Genomic DNA, 16956 nt, shown 5'->3' on the forward strand with positions numbered 1-16956 from the left:
TCACGTCTCGGGCGGATAGAGATGAACGTCGCCGCAATAATCCACGATACGATAGCGCGTTTCCGTCTCCGCTTCACGCGCGTCGGCTGCGGTATTTTGCACCGCCAACACATAATTCGGCCCCACCGGCGATTTGCCGGCGCCGCCGGGAATGTCGATGACATAGTCGGGCTGACACAGTCCTGACACCCGTCCGCGCAACTGCCGCATCAAATCCTGGCCCTGGGCCAGCGTCGTTCGCAAATGCACGGTGCCCGGCGCGAGATCGCCGTGATGCAGATAATAGGGCTTGATCCGGCATTCGACGAAAGCTCGCATCAAATCCGACAAAGCGGCAATGCTGTCGTTGACGCCGCGCAAAAGCACGGACTGACTCACCATGGGAATTCCGGCATCGGCAAGCCGTGCGCAGGCCGCGCGCGCAGGCCCCGTCAACTCGCGCGCATGGTTGGCATGCACCGCCGCCCAGGTGGTCGCGCCCTCGACCTTCAACGCAGCCACCATCTCGTCGCTGATCCGCGCGGGATCGGCCACCGGCACGCGGGTGTGAAGGCGGATGATCTTGACGTGATCGATTCCCGCGAGATCGGCCATGATCTCGCTCATCCGGCGCGGCGACAGCATCAAGGGATCGCCGCCGGTCAAGATCACTTCCCAGATCTCGCTGTGCGAACGGATGTAGTCGATCGCCGCGCGATAGGCGCCGTCCGAGAGCGCGTTCTCCTTGCCGGGCCCGACCATTTCGCGGCGGAAGCAGAAGCGGCAATAGACCGCGCAGACGTGGACGAGCTTGAACAGCACGCGGTCGGGATAGCGATGCACGATGCCCTGCACCGGCGAGTGCGGATGATCGCCGATCGGATCGGCGCTCTCGCCTGGCTGCATCTCCAGTTCCGCGGCGGTCGGAACGAATTGCCGCGCGATCGGATCGTCGGGATCGGACGTGTCGATCAGCTCGACCAGCGCCGGCGTGATCGCCACCGCATACCGCGCGGCGACACGTTCGAGCGCGGGCAGCGCTTCGGCAGGTGCAAGCTGTGCGGCCACAAGTTCGGCCGGCTCACGCAGGGTGCGTGCAAGGTTGGTCTTCGTCATGTCTCACTTAACGTTTCATTTGCAGGCGGTGTCCACACCACCTGATCGATCCGCGCTGCGCCGCTCGCCAGCATCACCAGCCGGTCGAAGCCGAGCGCGACACCGCTCGCCTCCGGCATTTGGGCGACCGCGGCCAGAAAATCCTCGTCCAGCGGATAGGCCTCGCCATAGCGGCGCTGCTTCTCCGCCATCGACTCCGTGAAGCGCTTGCGCTGTTCCTCGGTGTCGGTCAACTCGCCAAAGCCGTTGGCGAGTTCGACGCCGCAGGCATAGACCTCGAACCGCTCGGCGACCCGCGGGTCATCTGCTTTCACGCGCGCCAACGCCGCCTCTGGAGATGGGTATTCGAACAGAATGGTCAAACGCCCCTGCCCCAGATGCGGCTCGACATGCTCGACCAGGACCTTACTGAAGATGTCGGACCAGGTGTCGTCCTCCGCCACCCGGACCTTGCCGCCGGCCGCCTGCGCGAGCGCGGCACGGTTACCCTCGCCGCCCGAAATTGTCGACAGCAGGTCGATCCCTGCGAACCGCTCGAAGGCGCCGGCGACCGTCACCAGCTCCGGCTCGGCGAAGGGATCCGCGGTCCGGCCGCGGAAGGAGAAATTCCCGATCCCGGTCGCCTGCGCGGCGCGGGCGATGACGACGACGGTGTCCGCCATAATGGCATCATAGGGGGCGCTGGCCCGGTACCATTCCAACATGGTGAATTCGGGCAGATGCAGGTCGCCGCGCTCGCGATCACGGAACACCCGTGCGAATTCGAAAATCCGCTCCTCGCCCGCCGCCAGCAGCTTCTTGCAGGCGAATTCCGGCGAGGTCCGCAAGTACCGGCTGGCACGGCTGCCATCGGGCCGCATGATCTCGGTCCGGGGGGCGTGCAGATGGGTTTCGTTGCCCGGGGAGACCTGAAGGACCGAGGTTTCGACCTCGAGGAACCCCTGCTCGGCGAAAAAGCCCCTGAGAGACCCGGTAATGGCCCCCCTGGCCTGGAGGAACGGCCGCCGGTCGAGGTGCCGCGAGGGCGACCAGAACGGCGAAATCGGCTTGTCCCCAACCATCAACCGGCCGCCCCGCAGGCCAGCAAAATGCTGGCATTCAACGACAAAATGCGTATGTTGCGGCCCGAAACGGGTGCCGCGGTCTGATTTGAGGCCCCAGGTCCCCCATCAATTTGACCACGTCCTGGCCGGAGCCGGGCCAAGCAAGCAGGAAATATAGCTTTGAGAGTCATCGCCAGTTCTATTCGCAAGGGCAACGTGATCGAGCAAGACGGCAAGCTTTATGTCGTTGTGACCGCCGAGAACATCCATCCCGGCAAGGGCACTCCGGTCAGCCAGATCGAAATGCGCCGAATCTCGGACGGGGTAAAGATCTCCGAGCGCTACAAGACCACCGACCAGGTCGAGAAGGCCACGATCGAAGAGCGCAACTTCACCTTCCTCTATGAAGATGGCGACGGCTTCCATTTCATGAACCCGGAAACCTATGACCAGGTCCAGGTGTCCAAGGACGTCATCGGCGATGCGGCCGCTTATCTCCAGGAGAGTATGACGGTCAAGCTGTCGACGCATGACGTCAACGTGGTGTCGATCGCGTTGCCGCAGCGCGTGACGCTGGAAGTGGTCGAGACCGAGCCCGTGACCAAGGGCCAGACCGCCTCCTCCTCCTACAAGCCCGCGGTGCTCTCCAACGGCCTGCGCACCACCGTGCCGCCGCACATCGCCGTCGGCACCCGTATCGTGGTGATGACCGAAGACGGCTCCTACTCCGAGCGCGCCAAGGACTAAGCGAGGAATCAGAGCAGGTGCCGCCGGGGGCCGAGGCAGTGGTTGGGAAAAGTTTCCGCTTCGTCTCGCTGGTTCTGGCGGCGCTTTCGCTCCTCACCGCCACTCCGCTCGCTGCGGACGAAATCCGCAGCCCTTCGCTCACGGCTCTGCGCATCGATTGGCGCGCAGCGCTCGACCAGTTCCGCACCGAGGTCAACAGTCGTCCCCCGATCGCGGGCGACTTCATCTTCGCGCCCCGCCGTTCGGTGCCACGCTACGATCCGCGCGCGATGCCTGCGCTGGTGCAGCTCAACGCGGTCTCATCGCAATTCTTCACCGGAATCGCCCGCAGCTCCGTGCCCGTGCTGCTGCCGTTCGATGCTGCCGCCTATCTCGAGGCGCAGCGCAATCGCGCGCCGGGGACACTCGCGCTCTCGCACTATCAGGCCGATTTCAATCCCGTCGACATGTTCGATGCCGGCCCCTCAGGTTACAGTGCCAGCTTCTCGCTCGAACCCGGTGCCGGCGACGGTATGCCGAGCCGCGTCTACACAAGGCCGGTCGAGGTGCAGATCACGGGCTCGGCACTCGTTTATGACGTCGCCGATCCCGCCGGCGGCAAGGGCGAGCAGGTCAAGCCGCTTGCGGCAACCTATCCGGACCTGCGCAGGTTCATCCGGGAAGGCTATGTGCGCTACGCCTTCACCCGCTTCGGCGTTGCCTATGTCGTCTCCATCCAGTGCCTGGACAGCATCGCAAAGCCGCGGAGGCTCGCCTGCAAGGAAGCCTATCCGGTTGCCGAGCGCTTCCTGAAAGGGCTCCGCATCGCCGGCGGCCAGCGCATGCGGCCGCTCACAGACATGGCCTCCGGCATCATCGATCGTCCTTCAGCGCGGTCGCCGGATTTCACCTACCGACCGAGCGGCGACATCATCCCGAACACCGGCTATCGCAACAAGGCCGGCCATCCGGATGTGATGGCCTATGCGCAGATCCGTTTTCCGCTCGAAAAGGCGCCCGCCTTCGTGCGTTCGCAATCCTACGGCAAGCGCGACAAGAGCGACGGCCCGACGGCCTATCCCTGGCGCGACAATTTCTGCGAGTCCCGCAGTTTCGAGGTCTGGCAGTGCGGCGGCGGTTATGGCCACCAGGGCGAGGACATCCGTGCCGCCGAATGCCCACCGCCCGGCGAAGGCCACGAACCCTGCGATCGCAAGCAGCGCGGCGTCGTCGCGGTGCGCGACGCCATCGTGATCCGCGGCGCCAAGGATCAGGCCGCGACGCTCGAGGTCAACAGCCGCACCGAGCATATTCGCTTCCGCTATATGCACATGAACCCGCAGGCGCTGACCGCCGACGGCATGCTCAACGGCCGCATCGTCACCGAAGGCGAGAAGATCGGCGTGGTCTCCAACTATCTCGACCATCCCGCCGGCACATCGATGCATTTGCATTTCGACGTGCAGGTATTTACTCGCGACGGTTGGATCTGGGTCAGTCCTTACGTCACGCTGGTCTCGGCCTATGAACGCCTGATCCACGCCCGCGGCCGCGAAGTCGGCCCGGAGATCGCCGGCACGCCGCAGCCGGTGGCGCACGCGTTGCCGGAGGACGTGATCAAGCCGGACCTGCGCGAAGGATCGAGCGGCGAGGAGAATTGAGGGGCGAGTTCGCTCATGCGGCCGCTACGGACTACTCCAACAGCGTCGTCAGTTGCGCGCCCTCGTCCGCCACGAATACCGCGATCAATTCCGCCGGCTCGGTCGTGCTGGCATTGGCCGAGACCAGATGCGTCGATCCCGGCGGCTCGAAGAAGGACTGGCCGACACCAAATGTCTCGACAGGACCGCCGCCAAGCTGGGAACGGATTTCACCCTTGGTGATGTAGGCGGTCACCGAACCCGCGTGACGATGCGGCCGCGAAAATCCGCCGGGACCGTAGAACACACGCACGATGGTGACGCGCTTGCCCGGGACGTTCGGCAGCGCGTAGGAGCCGATCGGCTCGACCTTGTCGAGCGGCGAGCTCTCCGCCGCGGTCGCGCAGAGCGGCGCCAACGCGCCGGATATCGTGTCCATGGTCACCGGCAACGCCTTGCCGATCGCGAGCGCGCAGGCGAGCCCGCCGACGACGGCCAGCGCCATCGAGCGCGACGGCACCGGACGCTGCGCATGGGTCAAACTCATTGCAGTCATGATAACCTCCCCTTGTTTTCTCGTTGTTGCACTCAAGATGCCGCGGCACTCGCTGCGACCGGCCGCTTCGCCGGCGTCCAGCGATACGCGGCGCCAAAGCGGTTCCAGACGTTGATCGAGGCGACCGCCGAGGTCAGGTACATCAGCTCGGCCTCGGAGAATTCGCCGGAAGCGTCCGCATAGACCTCTTCACTGACGCCATCGGGCAGGAAGGTCAGCGCCTCCGCCCAGGCCAGCGCGGCCCGCTCGCGCGCGGAAAAGACCGGCGCCTCGCGCCAGACCGCGACCAGATTGAGCTTGTCCACGGGCACGCCGATCCGCTCCGACAACAGGACGTGGTGCTGCACGCAGAAGGCGCAGCCGTTGATCTGCGAGGCGCGCAGCTTGACCAGCTCGAGCAGCTGCTTGTCGAGGCCCGCCTTGGCCGCCACCTGGCCGAGCGCCAGCACCAGCTCATACGCATCGGGCGCGATCTTCTTGAAATCCTCGTACTCGCCGCGGGCGTGTGACATTGGCGTTCACCTCGTGTATTGTAAGACTGCTTACATCTTATAAGAGCTCTTATATGACACGCAAGACCGCTGCCATCACGAAATCGAAGGCTTCGCGGAAGCCGGCCGCGCCTGCCGAAATCGCTGCCGTTCGCGTGCCCGCGCCCGGAGAAGGCAAGCGCGGCGAGCAAGGTTATCTCGGCTATCTGCTGCGACAAGCCCATGCCGCGGTCCGCCTGACGATGGAACGGACGCTCGCCGACCTCGGCGTGACGTCGCCGCAATTTGCCGTGCTGACCATGCTGAACGCCTATCCGGGCCTCTCGGGTGCCGACGTCGCCCGGCTCACCTTCCTGACCCCGCAGACGGTCGGCGTGATCATTCGCAACCTCGATCGCGACGGTGCGATCGCAATGACGCCTCATCCGGTCCACGGCCGGATCCAGCAATGGACGCTGACGCAGCGGGGAACGACGCTGTTGAAGGCGTGCAGGGAGCGCGTGATCGCGTTGGAGAAGCGCCTTGCCGCAAGTCTGGACGCCAAGGCAGAGACCGCGATCCGGCGCTGGCTCGCCGGCATCGCCGCCGATTTGCAGGAGGACTAACCGGCTCTAGTCGCCGCCGCCTCCGTCACCACCGCAGCCGCCGTCGCCTCCATCGGCATCCGAGAAATCGCTGACGGCGCCGTCGCCCTGAATGCCGCGGCCAAAGTTCTCGGCGATGATCATCAGGATCACGACAAACAGCCCGGCGCCGAACGGCCAGGGATTGGTACGGATGATGTCGAACAGCTCCCGCATGCGCGCATTCTGGGCAGACGGAAGCAAACCGACCGTAAAGCGACAGGCTTGAAATTGGGGATATCCGGGCAAGCCTAAGGACGCTCAGCCGCCCTTCAACGCTTGCTTAACCTCGCCGTCGGGCCAGGCATCGCCCGCCGCGCTCACGCGCACGCGGCTCTGATCGGCGGCATTCACCAGCGCATGCGAACTCGTCCGATCACCGCTCGGCTCGAGACGCAGATCGGTTTCGGGCTTCCAGCTCAACGTGGTCGCGAGATCGCCGGGATAGATCCGCCATTGCGATCCGTCGTCGAGCTCGACGACGTGGCTTTCCGCATGTGCCCGTATCTTCATTCCACCCCGAATTCTCGATGAGCAGATTGCGTGCAGACGGCGGGCCCCGGCGCTCGGCCGGGGCCCAGCTCCGTCAGTCGTTGTCGTGATGAATCACGGTCTTGCTGCGATTGCCGAATTCATCTTCCTTCTTGATCACCGTGGTGCGGTTGGCAGGCTCGCGCTCCCTGATGACCGTGGTGCGGTCGCGATCGCGGTCCCGCTCACGATATTCGTGGGACTGTCCGACCGTCACGCCGGCACCGACCGGGCCGACGTGAACGCCGACTTCGTCAGCGAATGCAGGGGCGGCGATGGCCGTGACCATGGCGGCGGCAAACAGATATCTTTTCATCTTCATCCTCCAGTGTATGCGGAGGGAATGCGGGACTGCGACACTTTGTTCCGGCGGAACGCGGCGCGATGGCCTGTTCCCCGTGTTCCAGGAACCGGCCCACAGCAGCCGTGATTCCCGCTAGAATGGGTCCATGAAACAAGCTGATTCCTCGGCCCATCGCAGCCGCCGCGCCCTGCTTCGATCCACGCTCGGTGCAGCCGCATTCATCACATTCCCCACGCAGCTTCTCGCCGCGCCTCCGGGCTTCGACGAATGGCGCGAGGGTTTTCGTGCACGCGCCATGGCGAAGGGCATTTCGGCTGCGACCTGGCAGCGCGCGATGGCGCGGGTCGAGCCCGACATGAGCGTGTTCAAGCAGATGCGCAACCAGCCCGAATTCCACGAGCAGGTCTGGCAATACATCAACCGTCGCGTCTCGGACTGGCGCATCATCAACGGCAAGATCGCGCTGAGGAACAACGAGGCGCTGCTCGCGCGCATTGAGCGTGATTTCGGCGTCGAGCGCGGTACGCTGCTGGCGCTGTGGGGCGTGGAGTCGGCCTACGGCGATCCGCTGGTGCAGCAAAACCACATGACGCCGGTATTCCCCTCGCTCGCCGCGCTCGCCTGGAACGAGCCGCGCCGCAAGGCCTATTGGGAGACCGAGCTGATCAACGCGCTGCGCATCGTCGACAAGGGCTGGAGCACGCCGGAGCAGATGCAGGGGTCCTGGGCCGGCGCGATGGGGCATTCGCAATGGATGCCGGAAGTCTGGCTCAATGTTGGCATCGACTATGACGGCGACGGCAAGGTCTCGCCGTTCGGCAAGCCCGACGATGCACTGGGCTCAACGGCAAAGTACCTCGTCAATCGCGGCAAGTGGCGCCGTGGCGAGCACTGGGGCTACGAGGTGCGCGCGTCCGGCGATATGAGCGGCAACCGGACCTACGCGGCGTGGGCATCGGCCGGCGTCACCCGCGCCGACGGCCAGCCGTTTCCGCAACCGAATGCATCCGCGCAGATGTGGACGCCGGTTGCGGGCGGGCCGACATTCCTGCTGGGACCGAATTTCTATTCGGTGAAGAGCTACAATCCCTCGATGAACTATGCGCTGGCGATCTGCCATCTCGGCGACCGCTGCCTCGGCGCGCCGCCCTTCATCCAGCCCTTCCCCGGCTCAGAGCGCGCGCTGACGCTCGCCGAGGTGCAGGAGATGCAGACGCGCCTGACCAAGGCCGGGTTCGACACCGGCGGCACCGACGGCCGCGTCGGCAACGACACCATGAAGGCGATCAAGGATTTTCAGCAGCGTGCGGGGATCACGCCCGCGGATGGCTATGGCGGGCTGAAGGTGCTGGCGAAGTTGCGGCAGGGGTCGTAGAGCCCGCTCTCTCACTTTGTCATTCCAGGGCGCGCCACTTGGCGCGAGCCCGGAATGACGATGGTTGGGGTCAGTGCCGGTACTGCGGCTCTTCGGCGTCGAGCTGGCGGCGGATCGCGGCGAGATGCAATCGCGCGGATTCGGAATCGCCTTCGCGCATCTGCCTGTAGGTTTCCGCCGCGATCGCGGGATCGACCGGCAGCACCTTTCGTCCCGTCGACATCGCCAACACCTGCACCTCGGCGGCGCGCTCGAGATAGTAGAGATCGTCCCAGGCCTCCGCGATGGTTGGCGCCAGCACCATCACGCCATGATGCTTCATGAAGACGATGTCGGCATCGCCGACGGCGGATGCGATCCGCGCGCCTTCGCGGTTGTCGAGTGCGAGGCCGTTGTAATCGCGGTCCACTGCGGTGCGGCCGTAGAATTTCAGCGCGGTCTGGCCGGCCCAGATCAGGGGATCGCCCTCCGTCATCGACAACGCCGTGGCGTAGGGCATGTGGGTGTGGAAGGCGACCTTCGCGCGCGGCAGGCGCTTGTGCATCTCGGCGTGGATGTAGAACGCGGTCGCCTCGGGCGCGCCATCGCCGTCGAGCACGTTGCCGTGGAAATCGCAGATCAGGAGCTTTGACGCCGTCAGCTCGCGGAAGGCGTAGCCATATGGATTGACCAGGAAGAGATCGTCGTGGCCAGGCACCACGGCCGAGAAATGGTTGCAGATGCCCTCCTCAAAACCATTGCGCGCGGCCATGCGGAAGCAGGCCGCGAGGTCCTCGCGCGCGGTGCGGATCGCGTCGGTGGCGAGATCAGGCCGGTTCGAGCGGAACGGCGCAGGTGCGGATGAGGAAGATTGAAGGCTGTGCGCCATGGCGAAGGAAACCTCTATCGGTCGGAAGAGCCCCGCGTTGTACAGGGCCGACGCCTCTGCGTCAGCCCCTGCGGGCGCCACCCTGCCCTTCGCGTCTCGCGCGGCGGCTTATTGCCGCCGCGGCACGCCGCCGGCGTTCATGCCACCGTCGATGACGAGCTCGCTGCCGGTGACGTAGCGCGACGCATCGGAGGCCAGATACAGCACGCCGGAGGCGATCTCCGCGGCCTGCCCGGCGCGACCGAGCGGCGTCGCGACCTTGGCCCGCTCCTCGGGGTCGATCGGGGCGTTCTGGCCGGCCCCCGTCGCCCCCGTCGGGATCTTGCCCCAGATCGGGGTGTCGATGATGCCGGGGTGCACGGAGTTGACACGAATGCCGTCGCCGGCCGCCGCACACTCCATCGCGATCGATTTGGCAAACAGCCGCACACCGCCTTTGGTCAGCGAATAGGCCGACAGGCCCGGCGCACCGCGCAAGCCCGCGAGCGAGGACATCATGACGATGGAGCCGCCGCCGGTCTTGCGCATCAGCGGCAGGCAATGCTTCACGGACAGAAACACGCCGTCGAGGTTGATCGCGTTCTGCTTGTGCCAGTCAGCGAGCGTCATATCGACGATCGAGGGTACCGCAATGCCGATGCCGGCATTGGAGACCATGATGTCGAGCCGGCCATAGCGCTTGGCGATCTCGGCGACGATCTCGATCCAGGGCTCCTCGCTGGTGACGTCCTGCTCCAGGAAGATCGCCTTGCCGCCGGCTTTGGTCACGCGCTTGGCGAGCTCGGGGCCGCGCAGCTCGTCGATATCGGTGACGACGACTGTGGCGCCTTCGCGGGCGAACAGCTCGACGATCGCCTCGCCAATACCCGACGCACCGCCCGTCACCAGCGCGACCTTGCCCTCAACCTGCCCTGCCATGTTCACTCCCATTTTTTGTTGTTTGAGCGGCTCATTTTTGACGCATGATCTCCGCGCAAACGCGTACCGCGTTTGTCGCGAGGGATCTTGCGTTATCTAATCACGGATGGCCCCTGGTCCGGTAGCGCGACGTCGACGACGCGGAATTGCACGCGCTCGGCGCCCTGGTACCGGTCGACCGACAACGATCCCGCGACATGCAATTGCTGACCGCGATTGGCGAGAAGTGCATTGCCGAGCTTCTGGCCGACCGAACGGAACGCAATGCCGTTGACGATCGAGCCGTCGCCAGACTTGAAGCGTAGCCTCAAATGCGCCTGTCCGACCTCATCGGCATAGACGAGCTGATGCGATGGCAGCGCCAGCACGACCTCCGGATTGCCGCTGCCGAAGGGACCGGCGCGGTTGAGCGTGGTCGCAAGCTCCGTCGTCACGGCGCGCGCGGACACCGCGCCGTCGACATAGAGCTCGTTGACATGGCGCGCCTCGGCAACGTCCCGCGCCAGCGCATTTTCGAGATAGGCGCGGAATTCGGCGAGCTTCTCCTTCCGCAACGTTACGCCCGCGGCCATCGCGTGGCCGCCGCCCTTCAGCAAGATGCCGTCGGTCACCGCCTGCCGCACCGCCTTGCCGAGATCGACGCCGGCGATGGAGCGGCCCGAGCCGGTGCCGATGCCGCCGGGCTCCAGCGCAATCGCAAAGGCCGGCCGTGAAAACTTCTCCTTCAGGCGGGACGCGACGAGGCCGACCACGCCGGGATGCCAGCCTTCGGAGGCCGTGACGATGACGCCAATCTTGTCCTCTAGCCCGATCGAGGCCAGCGCCTCGGCTTCGGCCTGCGCTTCGGCCGCCTGCTCGATGACGCGGCGCTCGCTGTTGAGGCGATCGAGCTCGGCCGCAATCCGAGCCGCCTCGACGCTGTCGCCTTCGAGCAAGAGCCGCACGCCAAGGTCGGCGCGGCCGATGCGGCCGCCGGCATTGACGCGCGGCCCCAGCATGAAGCCGAGATGCCAGGCCTCCGGCGGGCCGTTGAGCCGCGCCACGTCCATCAGCGCGGTGTGGCCGACATGGTCGCGCCGCCGCATCGCGATCAGGCCTTTTGCGACGAAAGCACGATTGAGCCCGATCAGCGGCGCGACATCCGCAACCGTGCCGAGCGCGACGTGATGCAGCATGCCGAGGAGATCGGGCTCGGGCATCTCGCTCGTCCAGAAGCCGCGCTGGCGCAGCTCGCGGTTGACCGCGACCAGCGTCACCAGCACGAGGCCGACGGCGGCGAGATGGCCAAGGCCCGAGAGATCGTCGAGCCGGTTCGGATTGACCAGCGCATCGACCTCCGGCAGCTCCGTGCCGGCCTGGTGATGATCGATCACGACCACGGACATGCCGAGGCGCTTGGCTTCAGCGAGCGGCTCGATGCTGGTGGTGCCGCAATCGACGGTGACGAGCAGCGTGGCGCCCTTCGCGGCCAGCGCGCGGATCGCTTCAGTGTTCGGGCCGTAGCCTTCGAAAATCCGGTCGGGAATATGGATCAGCGGATCGAGCCCGCAATGGCGCAGATGCCAGGCGAGCAGCGCCGCCGAGGTCGCGCCGTCGACGTCGTAGTCGCCGAAGATCGCGACCTTCTCGCCGCGCATCGCTGCGTCCGCGATCCGCTTCGCGGCGGCCTCCATCTCGGTCACAGTGTACGGGTCCGGCAACAGCTTGCGGATGGTCGGATCCAGGAAGTCGCTGACGCCATCGATGTCGATGCCGCGGCCCGCCAGCACCCGTGCCAGCAACTCCGGCAGCTGGTGCCGCTGCACGATGGCGAGCGCCTTGGCAGCCCCGCGCGCATCCAGCCGGTCGAGCCAGAGCTTGTCGGTGAGCGAGCGCGCGACGCCCAGAAACGCCTGGGGCACTTCGACGGGCAAGGCGGTTGCGGGCGGCGTCATGAGTCGAGACTGGCTTGAGGAACCCGGGAATCGAACCGGGCGTTGCGGCGATCGGCCGACAATGACGATTGACCTGGAATCCCCCGGGATTTGCAATGTCCACGCCGCACAAAGCGGTGGATTGCCGCTTTGCTGCGCGGACTGACTATCATTTGGGCATTCCGTGGAACAGCAAATTAAGCAGGCGTTAGGCGGAATCTTCGAAAAAGACTCGTATTCGATCTGTAATTAGTTGTTCCGGGTTCGTTGCAGATCAGGCCTCATTGCCAAGGGAAGCTCCCCGATGTCTGCTGCGCTGGGTCTGAAAGCCAAGCCGATCGCCACCGAACCCGCTGATGACGATTCCGATATCTCCGCACTGATCAATCGCTTGACCGCGGAGGTCAACCAGATCGCAGTCGACAAGACCAAGGCGATTCAGCAGATCACCAACCAGATGAAGATGCTGGCGCTGAACGCGCTGATCGAGAGCTCGCGCGCCGGCGCGCAGGGCGCCGGCTTCGCGGTGGTGGCGCAGGAGGTGCGCGGCGTCGGCCAGCAGGTCGAAACCATCGCGCGCGAGCTCGAAACCCAGCTGACGAAGCGCACCGGCGATCTCGTTGCCTCGATCGACCGCATGAGCCAGCGCTCGCGCGGCGAGCGCATGGTCGACCTGTCGCTCAACGCCATCGAGCTGATCGATCGCAATCTMTATGAACGCACCTGCGACGTGCGCTGGTGGGCGACCGACTCCGCCGTGGTCGATTGCGCGGCCTCGCCGAGCGCCGCAGCCGTCTCCCATGCCTCGCAGCGCCTCGGCGTGATCCTCGGCGCCTACACCGTCTATCTCGACCTCTGGCTCTGCGACCTCGACGGCAATGTCATCGCCAATGGCCGCGGCGACCGCTTTCGCGTCGTCGGCCAGAACGTCGCGCACACAAGGTGGTTTCGCGAGGCGCGAACCTTGCGCTCCGGCGACGACTATGTCGCCGGTGACGTCGAGAACCAGCCGCTGCTCGGCAATGCGCAGGTCGCGACCTATTGTGCCAGCGTCCGCGCCGGCGGCCAGGCCAACGGCGCGCCGATCGGCGTGCTCGCCATCCATTTCGACTGGGAGGCACAGGCCCGCGCCATCGTGCAGGGCGTGCGCGTCGGGGACAGCGACAAGGCGCGCGTGCTGCTGGTCGACTCCAATCTGCGTGTCATCGCAGCTTCCGACGGCCAGGGTATTTTGAGCGAGCGCATCTCGATCTCGCTGAACGGCCAGCGGTCCGGATTCTATCACGACCGCACGGGCGCGCTGGTCGCGTTCCATGCGACCCCAGGCTACGAGACCTATCGCGGCCTCGGCTGGTACGGCGTGATCGTCTGCGGGGCGTGACGACATCATCGCGTGATCTGTGAGCGCGGCAGCGTGACCGTCGAACGATGGTCGCGCCGTGACGCGGCGCAACTTGCAGCCTATCCGAGATAGCCAGACACGCCGTCCCACAACAGCTTCAACGCCGTCACGGCCAGCAAGCCATGGCACGCCCGGTAGATCTGCCGCTGGTCCAGCTTTCCGTGCAGCCGCCAGCCGAGCCAGACGCCGCTGGGAATGGCAAAGAGGCACGCCGCCATCACGATCCAGACGTTGCCCGCCGGCCGCACGAGCAGCAGCCAAGGTACCGCCTTGATCGCGTTGCCGACGGTGAAGAACAGGCTCGTTGTTCCCGCGTAGACCTCCTTGCTGAGGCCAAGCGGCAGGAGGTACATCGCCAGCGGCGGTCCGCCGGAATGCGCGACCATGGTCGTGACACCCGAGGCAAGACCGGCAGCAACCGCCTTCGGCGAGGAGCGCGGACGAATGACCACCTTCGGGTCACTCACGAGCCATATGCCAACGAAGCTCAACGTCACGACCGCCATCACGATCGCGACGGCGCGATGGTCCAATACACGGAACAAGAGATAGCCGAGGGCAATGCCGATCACGAGCCCGGGCAACAGCAGCACCAGGTCCGGCTTCGACCATGTCGAGGGCTTCCAGTAGCGCAACGCGAACAGGTCCATGGCGATGAAGAGCGGCGCGAGCAGGCCGCCCGCCGTGACCGGATCCATCACGCACGACAGCAACGGAATGCCGACGATGGCGAAGCCGCCGCCGAATGCGCCCTTCATGAAGCAGATCAGGAAGACACCGGAAAAGGCGATGATCACCGTGGCGACAGTCAAATCCATCTGCGCATCTCCATGACCGGCACGCTCGCGCCTCGGCTCGCGTCACGCCGAAACATCGCGGGCGAGACTCGGGCTCAGGTCGCCGTGACGTCGTCATCGGTTGCCGTTGGGCCGGCGTCGGTCGACGCCGCTTGCGAGGTTCGAGGCGGCTCGGCCTTCGGCTGGAAAAAGAGACCGGGCAGCACTGACGGCAGGCCAAAAGTCATTCCGAGGAATGCCAGAAACACATCAAGATAACTCACGCTCATTCTGTTGCTCCGCTTTGTCGGGCGCGACCACCTCTCGGTGCATTTGAGGGTCGATGCGGCGCAATATGAACCGGTACATTACTCAGTACAATAAGAACATTGATCTCGGTGCAATTTTGCCGCCTCCGCGCGAGCAGAGCAGATGCAGCAAACTTCTTGCCTTGGGCTTCAATCCGACCGCGGCAGGCGCGGCGCCCACCCCGTCGCAACGAGTCTTCTTGGCATTTTCCGGCAAGGCAGGCCGGTTACAGGCAAGAGCTTGCCGCATTGCTCGACTACGCTGCGCTTCGCATCACGTTGGGCGGACGTGACGTGATCGGCCCACGGATTGGGATCACTCACGCTCGTCACATGCCGAGGAGACATGCCATGAAGATCGTCGTGATCGGCGGGACCGGATTGATCGGATCCAAGCTCGTGACAAAGTTGAAACAACACGGCCACGAGGCCGTTGCAGCCTCGCCGAAATCAGGCGTGAACGCCGTGACCGGGGAAGGCCTCGCAGCAGCGCTGGCTGGGGCGGATGTCGTCGTCGACGTTGCCAACGCACCGTCCTGGGAGCCCGCCGCCGTGCTCGATTTCTTCCAGCGCTCGAGCACAAACCTCGTCGCGGCAGAGGCGGTCGCGGGCGTGAAGCATCACGTAACGCTGTCGATCGTGGGGACCGAACGGTCGCCTGACAATTCCTATTTTCGGGCCAAGCTCGCCCAGGAGACCATCATCAAATCCTCTTCGGTCCCCTACTCCATCGTTCGTGCCACCCAGTTCTTCGAATTCCTCGGCGCCATTGCCGAAACGGCTGTGGTCGAAGGAAAGATCGTCGTCCCGTCCGCACTGTTTCAGCCGATCGCCGCCGAAGACGTAGCTGATCGCCTCGCGGAGGTCGCCATGGGCCGGCCGCTCAACGGCACCATTGATATCGCAGGACCCGAGAAGGCCCCCTTCAATGAATTCATTGCGCGGCGCCTCAAGGCGTCCGGCGACACCCGACCGGTGGTGGGAGACCCGAAGGCACCGTACTACGGCGCCCCCATTGACGACACATCACTGAACCCGCTCGGCGAGGCGCGGCTTGGAAAAACGCCGCTCGCAACGTGGCTCGCAAGGCTCTGAGGGACCGCAAGAGCTTCAATCACGACAACCACTGCAATGAAGGAAATCCCATGCGCAGATTGCTGATCGCAACGGCGGTTTATGCCGCATCAGTCCTAACGGGTCATGCGGCCGAACCGGCACCTCTGGCAAAAGTGACGGTCGTGTTCGACCAGGCGCTGCCGAACGTCCCAGGCAAGAGCATGAAGGGCGTGCTGGTCGAGTATGGTCCCGGAGGCTCCTCGCCGGCCCACATGCATCCGCGCTCCGCATTCATCTATGCGACCATCCTGGAAGGAGCGATCCGCAGTCAGGTCAATGACGAGCCCGCCAAGGTCTATCGCAAAGGCGAGAATTTCTTCGAAAAGCCCGGCGACCGTCACGCCATAAGCGCGAATGCCAGCGATACCGAACCTGCGAAGCTGCTGGCCGTCTTCGTCGTGGATTCGGCAGACAAGGAGCTGGTCACGCCGATCACGAAGTAGCGCCGCCTCGTCACGCAGCGCGGCGCGCGGCCATCTCAGCGGCCAGCAGCAACGCGGCGCGGCTGGCGCCGATCGACGCGATGCCTTGCCCTGCGATGTCGTAGGCGGTGCCGTGCGCGGGCGTGCAGATCGGGAATGGGAAGCCACCGAAGGTCTGCCAGGGTCTCGAGGCGCTCGCCGGCGAGCACTCGTTCGCCCCATTCCGCGTCTGGCCTTCGCGCCGCTTCGCTGCGATAACCGCCCCGAAGATCGGTCATAAGATCAGGCGACGCCGCAATGAACAAACCGCTGCCCTCAGACCCCGCCGCGCGTGCGACCTCCGACAGCACGGGAAGCGCGCCGCAAGGCGGCTTTGCCGATCTCGTTCCCGAACTCGGCGTTTCCAGCATTCAAGCCAGCCTGCCGTTCTGGCGCGACTTGCTCGGCTTCGAGCTCGCCTATGATCGCCCCGATGCGCGATTTGCGTATCTCGTCAGGGGGCGTTTGCAGGTCATGCTCTGCGAATTGAATGGACGCTGGGAGACGGCCGAGATGCAGCGGCCATTCGGACGCGGCGTCAATTTCCAGATGGTCGTCGATCGCATTGATCCCATGCTGAGGGCTCTCGGCGATGCCAAATGGCCGCTCTACGAGCAGCCGAACGAAGCCTGGTATCGGGTCGGCGACCAGGAATTCGGCCAGCGCGAATTCCTCGTCCAGGATCCGGACGGTTACCTCGTGCGCTTCGTCGAACGCCTGGGCATGCGCACGCCATCCTGACGCAAAGATTCGTCCAGTCCTGCCGCATCGCGCAATCAGGAGACACAATCGCGACGGTGCACGCTGCCC

20 protein-coding genes and 1 pseudogene are annotated in these 16956 nt (G+C 65.1%); 8 read left to right on the forward strand and 13 right to left on the reverse strand.

The window, feature by feature from the left end:
- Together AC1DW2_RS11315 and epmA are read right to left on the reverse strand one after the other, a co-directional pair.
- Positions 1–1095 carry a lysine-2,3-aminomutase-like protein gene (locus AC1DW2_RS11315; protein WP_477006041.1) on the reverse strand — a complete coding sequence of 365 codons (1095 nt, stop codon included), beginning with the start codon at positions 1093–1095 and terminating at the stop codon, positions 1–3.
- On the reverse strand, positions 1092–2156 hold the full coding sequence (epmA, locus tag AC1DW2_RS11320; protein WP_477006042.1) for an EF-P lysine aminoacylase EpmA: 1065 nt from the start codon (positions 2154–2156) through the stop codon (positions 1092–1094). The genes AC1DW2_RS11315 and epmA overlap by 4 nt, the downstream gene beginning before the upstream one ends.
- Positions 2157–2318: 162 nt before the next feature.
- On the opposite strand from epmA, the gene efp reads away from it, so the two are divergent.
- Complete coding sequence (efp, locus tag AC1DW2_RS11325) at positions 2319–2885, forward strand: elongation factor P (protein WP_063983478.1); 567 nt, start codon at positions 2319–2321, stop codon at positions 2883–2885.
- Between the two features lie 17 nt (positions 2886–2902).
- The gene (locus AC1DW2_RS11330) at positions 2903–4525 is read left to right on the forward strand and encodes a M23 family peptidase (RefSeq protein ID WP_477006043.1); all 1623 of its coding nucleotides are present in this window, start codon (positions 2903–2905) and stop codon (positions 4523–4525) included.
- A 31-nt stretch (positions 4526–4556) separates the two neighbouring features.
- Here AC1DW2_RS11330 and AC1DW2_RS11335 read toward each other — a convergent pair whose 3' ends face one another.
- Both AC1DW2_RS11335 and AC1DW2_RS11340 read right to left on the reverse strand, forming a co-directional pair.
- Positions 4557–5060, reverse strand: coding sequence for a cupin domain-containing protein (locus AC1DW2_RS11335; RefSeq protein ID WP_354121662.1), 504 nt, complete (start codon positions 5058–5060; stop codon positions 4557–4559).
- A gap of 32 nt (positions 5061–5092) precedes the next feature.
- The gene (locus AC1DW2_RS11340) at positions 5093–5572 is read right to left on the reverse strand and encodes a carboxymuconolactone decarboxylase family protein (RefSeq protein WP_477006044.1); all 480 of its coding nucleotides are present in this window, start codon (positions 5570–5572) and stop codon (positions 5093–5095) included.
- Between the two features lie 53 nt (positions 5573–5625).
- Here AC1DW2_RS11340 and AC1DW2_RS11345 point away from each other — a divergent pair, with 53 nt between their 5' ends.
- A complete protein-coding gene (locus tag AC1DW2_RS11345) occupies positions 5626–6156 on the forward strand; it encodes a MarR family winged helix-turn-helix transcriptional regulator (RefSeq protein ID WP_477006045.1) in 531 nt (176 codons plus the stop codon).
- A 6-nt stretch (positions 6157–6162) separates the two neighbouring features.
- Here the strand turns inward: AC1DW2_RS11345 and AC1DW2_RS11350 are convergent, their stop codons facing one another.
- The 3 genes from AC1DW2_RS11350 to AC1DW2_RS11360 all read right to left on the reverse strand — a co-directional run bounded on the left by AC1DW2_RS11350 (position 6163) and on the right by AC1DW2_RS11360 (position 7021).
- Positions 6163–6351, reverse strand: a complete 189-nt coding sequence (locus AC1DW2_RS11350) for a hypothetical protein (protein ID WP_135213536.1) — start codon at positions 6349–6351, stop codon at positions 6163–6165.
- A gap of 84 nt (positions 6352–6435) precedes the next feature.
- Complete coding sequence (locus AC1DW2_RS11355) at positions 6436–6687, reverse strand: hypothetical protein (protein WP_477006046.1); 252 nt, start codon at positions 6685–6687, stop codon at positions 6436–6438.
- Positions 6688–6760: 73 nt separating this feature from the next.
- Positions 6761–7021, reverse strand: a complete 261-nt coding sequence (locus AC1DW2_RS11360) for a hypothetical protein (RefSeq protein ID WP_028151025.1) — start codon at positions 7019–7021, stop codon at positions 6761–6763.
- A 133-nt stretch (positions 7022–7154) separates the two neighbouring features.
- Between AC1DW2_RS11360 and AC1DW2_RS11365 the strand changes: the two genes are divergently transcribed.
- Positions 7155–8384, forward strand: a complete 1230-nt coding sequence (locus tag AC1DW2_RS11365) for a lytic murein transglycosylase (RefSeq protein WP_477006047.1) — start codon at positions 7155–7157, stop codon at positions 8382–8384.
- A 70-nt stretch (positions 8385–8454) separates the two neighbouring features.
- Here the strand turns inward: AC1DW2_RS11365 and AC1DW2_RS11370 are convergent, their stop codons facing one another.
- The 3 genes from AC1DW2_RS11370 to recJ all read right to left on the reverse strand — a co-directional run bounded on the left by AC1DW2_RS11370 (position 8455) and on the right by recJ (position 12104).
- The gene (locus tag AC1DW2_RS11370) at positions 8455–9252 is read right to left on the reverse strand and encodes an aldolase (protein WP_247310652.1); all 798 of its coding nucleotides are present in this window, start codon (positions 9250–9252) and stop codon (positions 8455–8457) included.
- 108 nt (positions 9253–9360) lie between these two features.
- Entirely contained in the window at positions 9361–10170 is an 810-nt protein-coding gene (locus tag AC1DW2_RS11375) for an SDR family NAD(P)-dependent oxidoreductase (RefSeq protein WP_071917473.1), read from the reverse strand.
- A 92-nt stretch (positions 10171–10262) separates the two neighbouring features.
- Positions 10263–12104 carry a single-stranded-DNA-specific exonuclease RecJ gene (gene recJ / locus AC1DW2_RS11380; protein ID WP_071914265.1) on the reverse strand — a complete coding sequence of 614 codons (1842 nt, stop codon included), beginning with the start codon at positions 12102–12104 and terminating at the stop codon, positions 10263–10265.
- A 283-nt stretch (positions 12105–12387) separates the two neighbouring features.
- Here recJ and AC1DW2_RS11385 point away from each other — a divergent pair, with 283 nt between their 5' ends.
- Positions 12388–13464 carry a methyl-accepting chemotaxis protein gene (locus tag AC1DW2_RS11385; protein WP_477006048.1) on the forward strand — a complete coding sequence of 359 codons (1077 nt, stop codon included), beginning with the start codon at positions 12388–12390 and terminating at the stop codon, positions 13462–13464.
- 80 nt (positions 13465–13544) lie between these two features.
- Here AC1DW2_RS11385 and AC1DW2_RS11390 read toward each other — a convergent pair whose 3' ends face one another.
- Both AC1DW2_RS11390 and AC1DW2_RS11395 read right to left on the reverse strand, forming a co-directional pair.
- Entirely contained in the window at positions 13545–14303 is a 759-nt protein-coding gene (locus AC1DW2_RS11390) for a sulfite exporter TauE/SafE family protein (RefSeq protein ID WP_354243546.1), read from the reverse strand.
- Between the two features lie 74 nt (positions 14304–14377).
- Positions 14378–14551: a hypothetical protein gene (locus AC1DW2_RS11395; protein WP_166341104.1), complete on the reverse strand. Its 174-nt coding sequence runs from the start codon at positions 14549–14551 to the stop codon at positions 14378–14380.
- Between the two features lie 369 nt (positions 14552–14920).
- On the opposite strand from AC1DW2_RS11395, the gene AC1DW2_RS11400 reads away from it, so the two are divergent.
- Positions 14921–15664, forward strand: coding sequence for an SDR family oxidoreductase (locus AC1DW2_RS11400; protein WP_477006049.1), 744 nt, complete (start codon positions 14921–14923; stop codon positions 15662–15664).
- 50 nt (positions 15665–15714) lie between these two features.
- Positions 15715–16128 (forward strand): cupin domain-containing protein, encoded by a 414-nt coding sequence (locus AC1DW2_RS11405; RefSeq protein ID WP_071914269.1) that lies wholly within the window; start codon positions 15715–15717, stop codon positions 16126–16128.
- Positions 16129–16138: 10 nt separating this feature from the next.
- Here AC1DW2_RS11405 and AC1DW2_RS11410 read toward each other — a convergent pair.
- Positions 16139–16276, reverse strand: a pseudogene (locus tag AC1DW2_RS11410) (4-hydroxythreonine-4-phosphate dehydrogenase PdxA); the annotation flags it as partial.
- Positions 16277–16404: 128 nt separating this feature from the next.
- Here AC1DW2_RS11410 and AC1DW2_RS11415 point away from each other — a divergent pair.
- Positions 16405–16887: a bleomycin resistance protein gene (locus AC1DW2_RS11415; RefSeq protein ID WP_354075551.1), complete on the forward strand. Its 483-nt coding sequence runs from the start codon at positions 16405–16407 to the stop codon at positions 16885–16887.
- The last annotated feature ends 69 nt before the right edge of the window (positions 16888–16956 follow it).

The organism is Bradyrhizobium sp. P3_C3 (assembly GCF_056402655.1).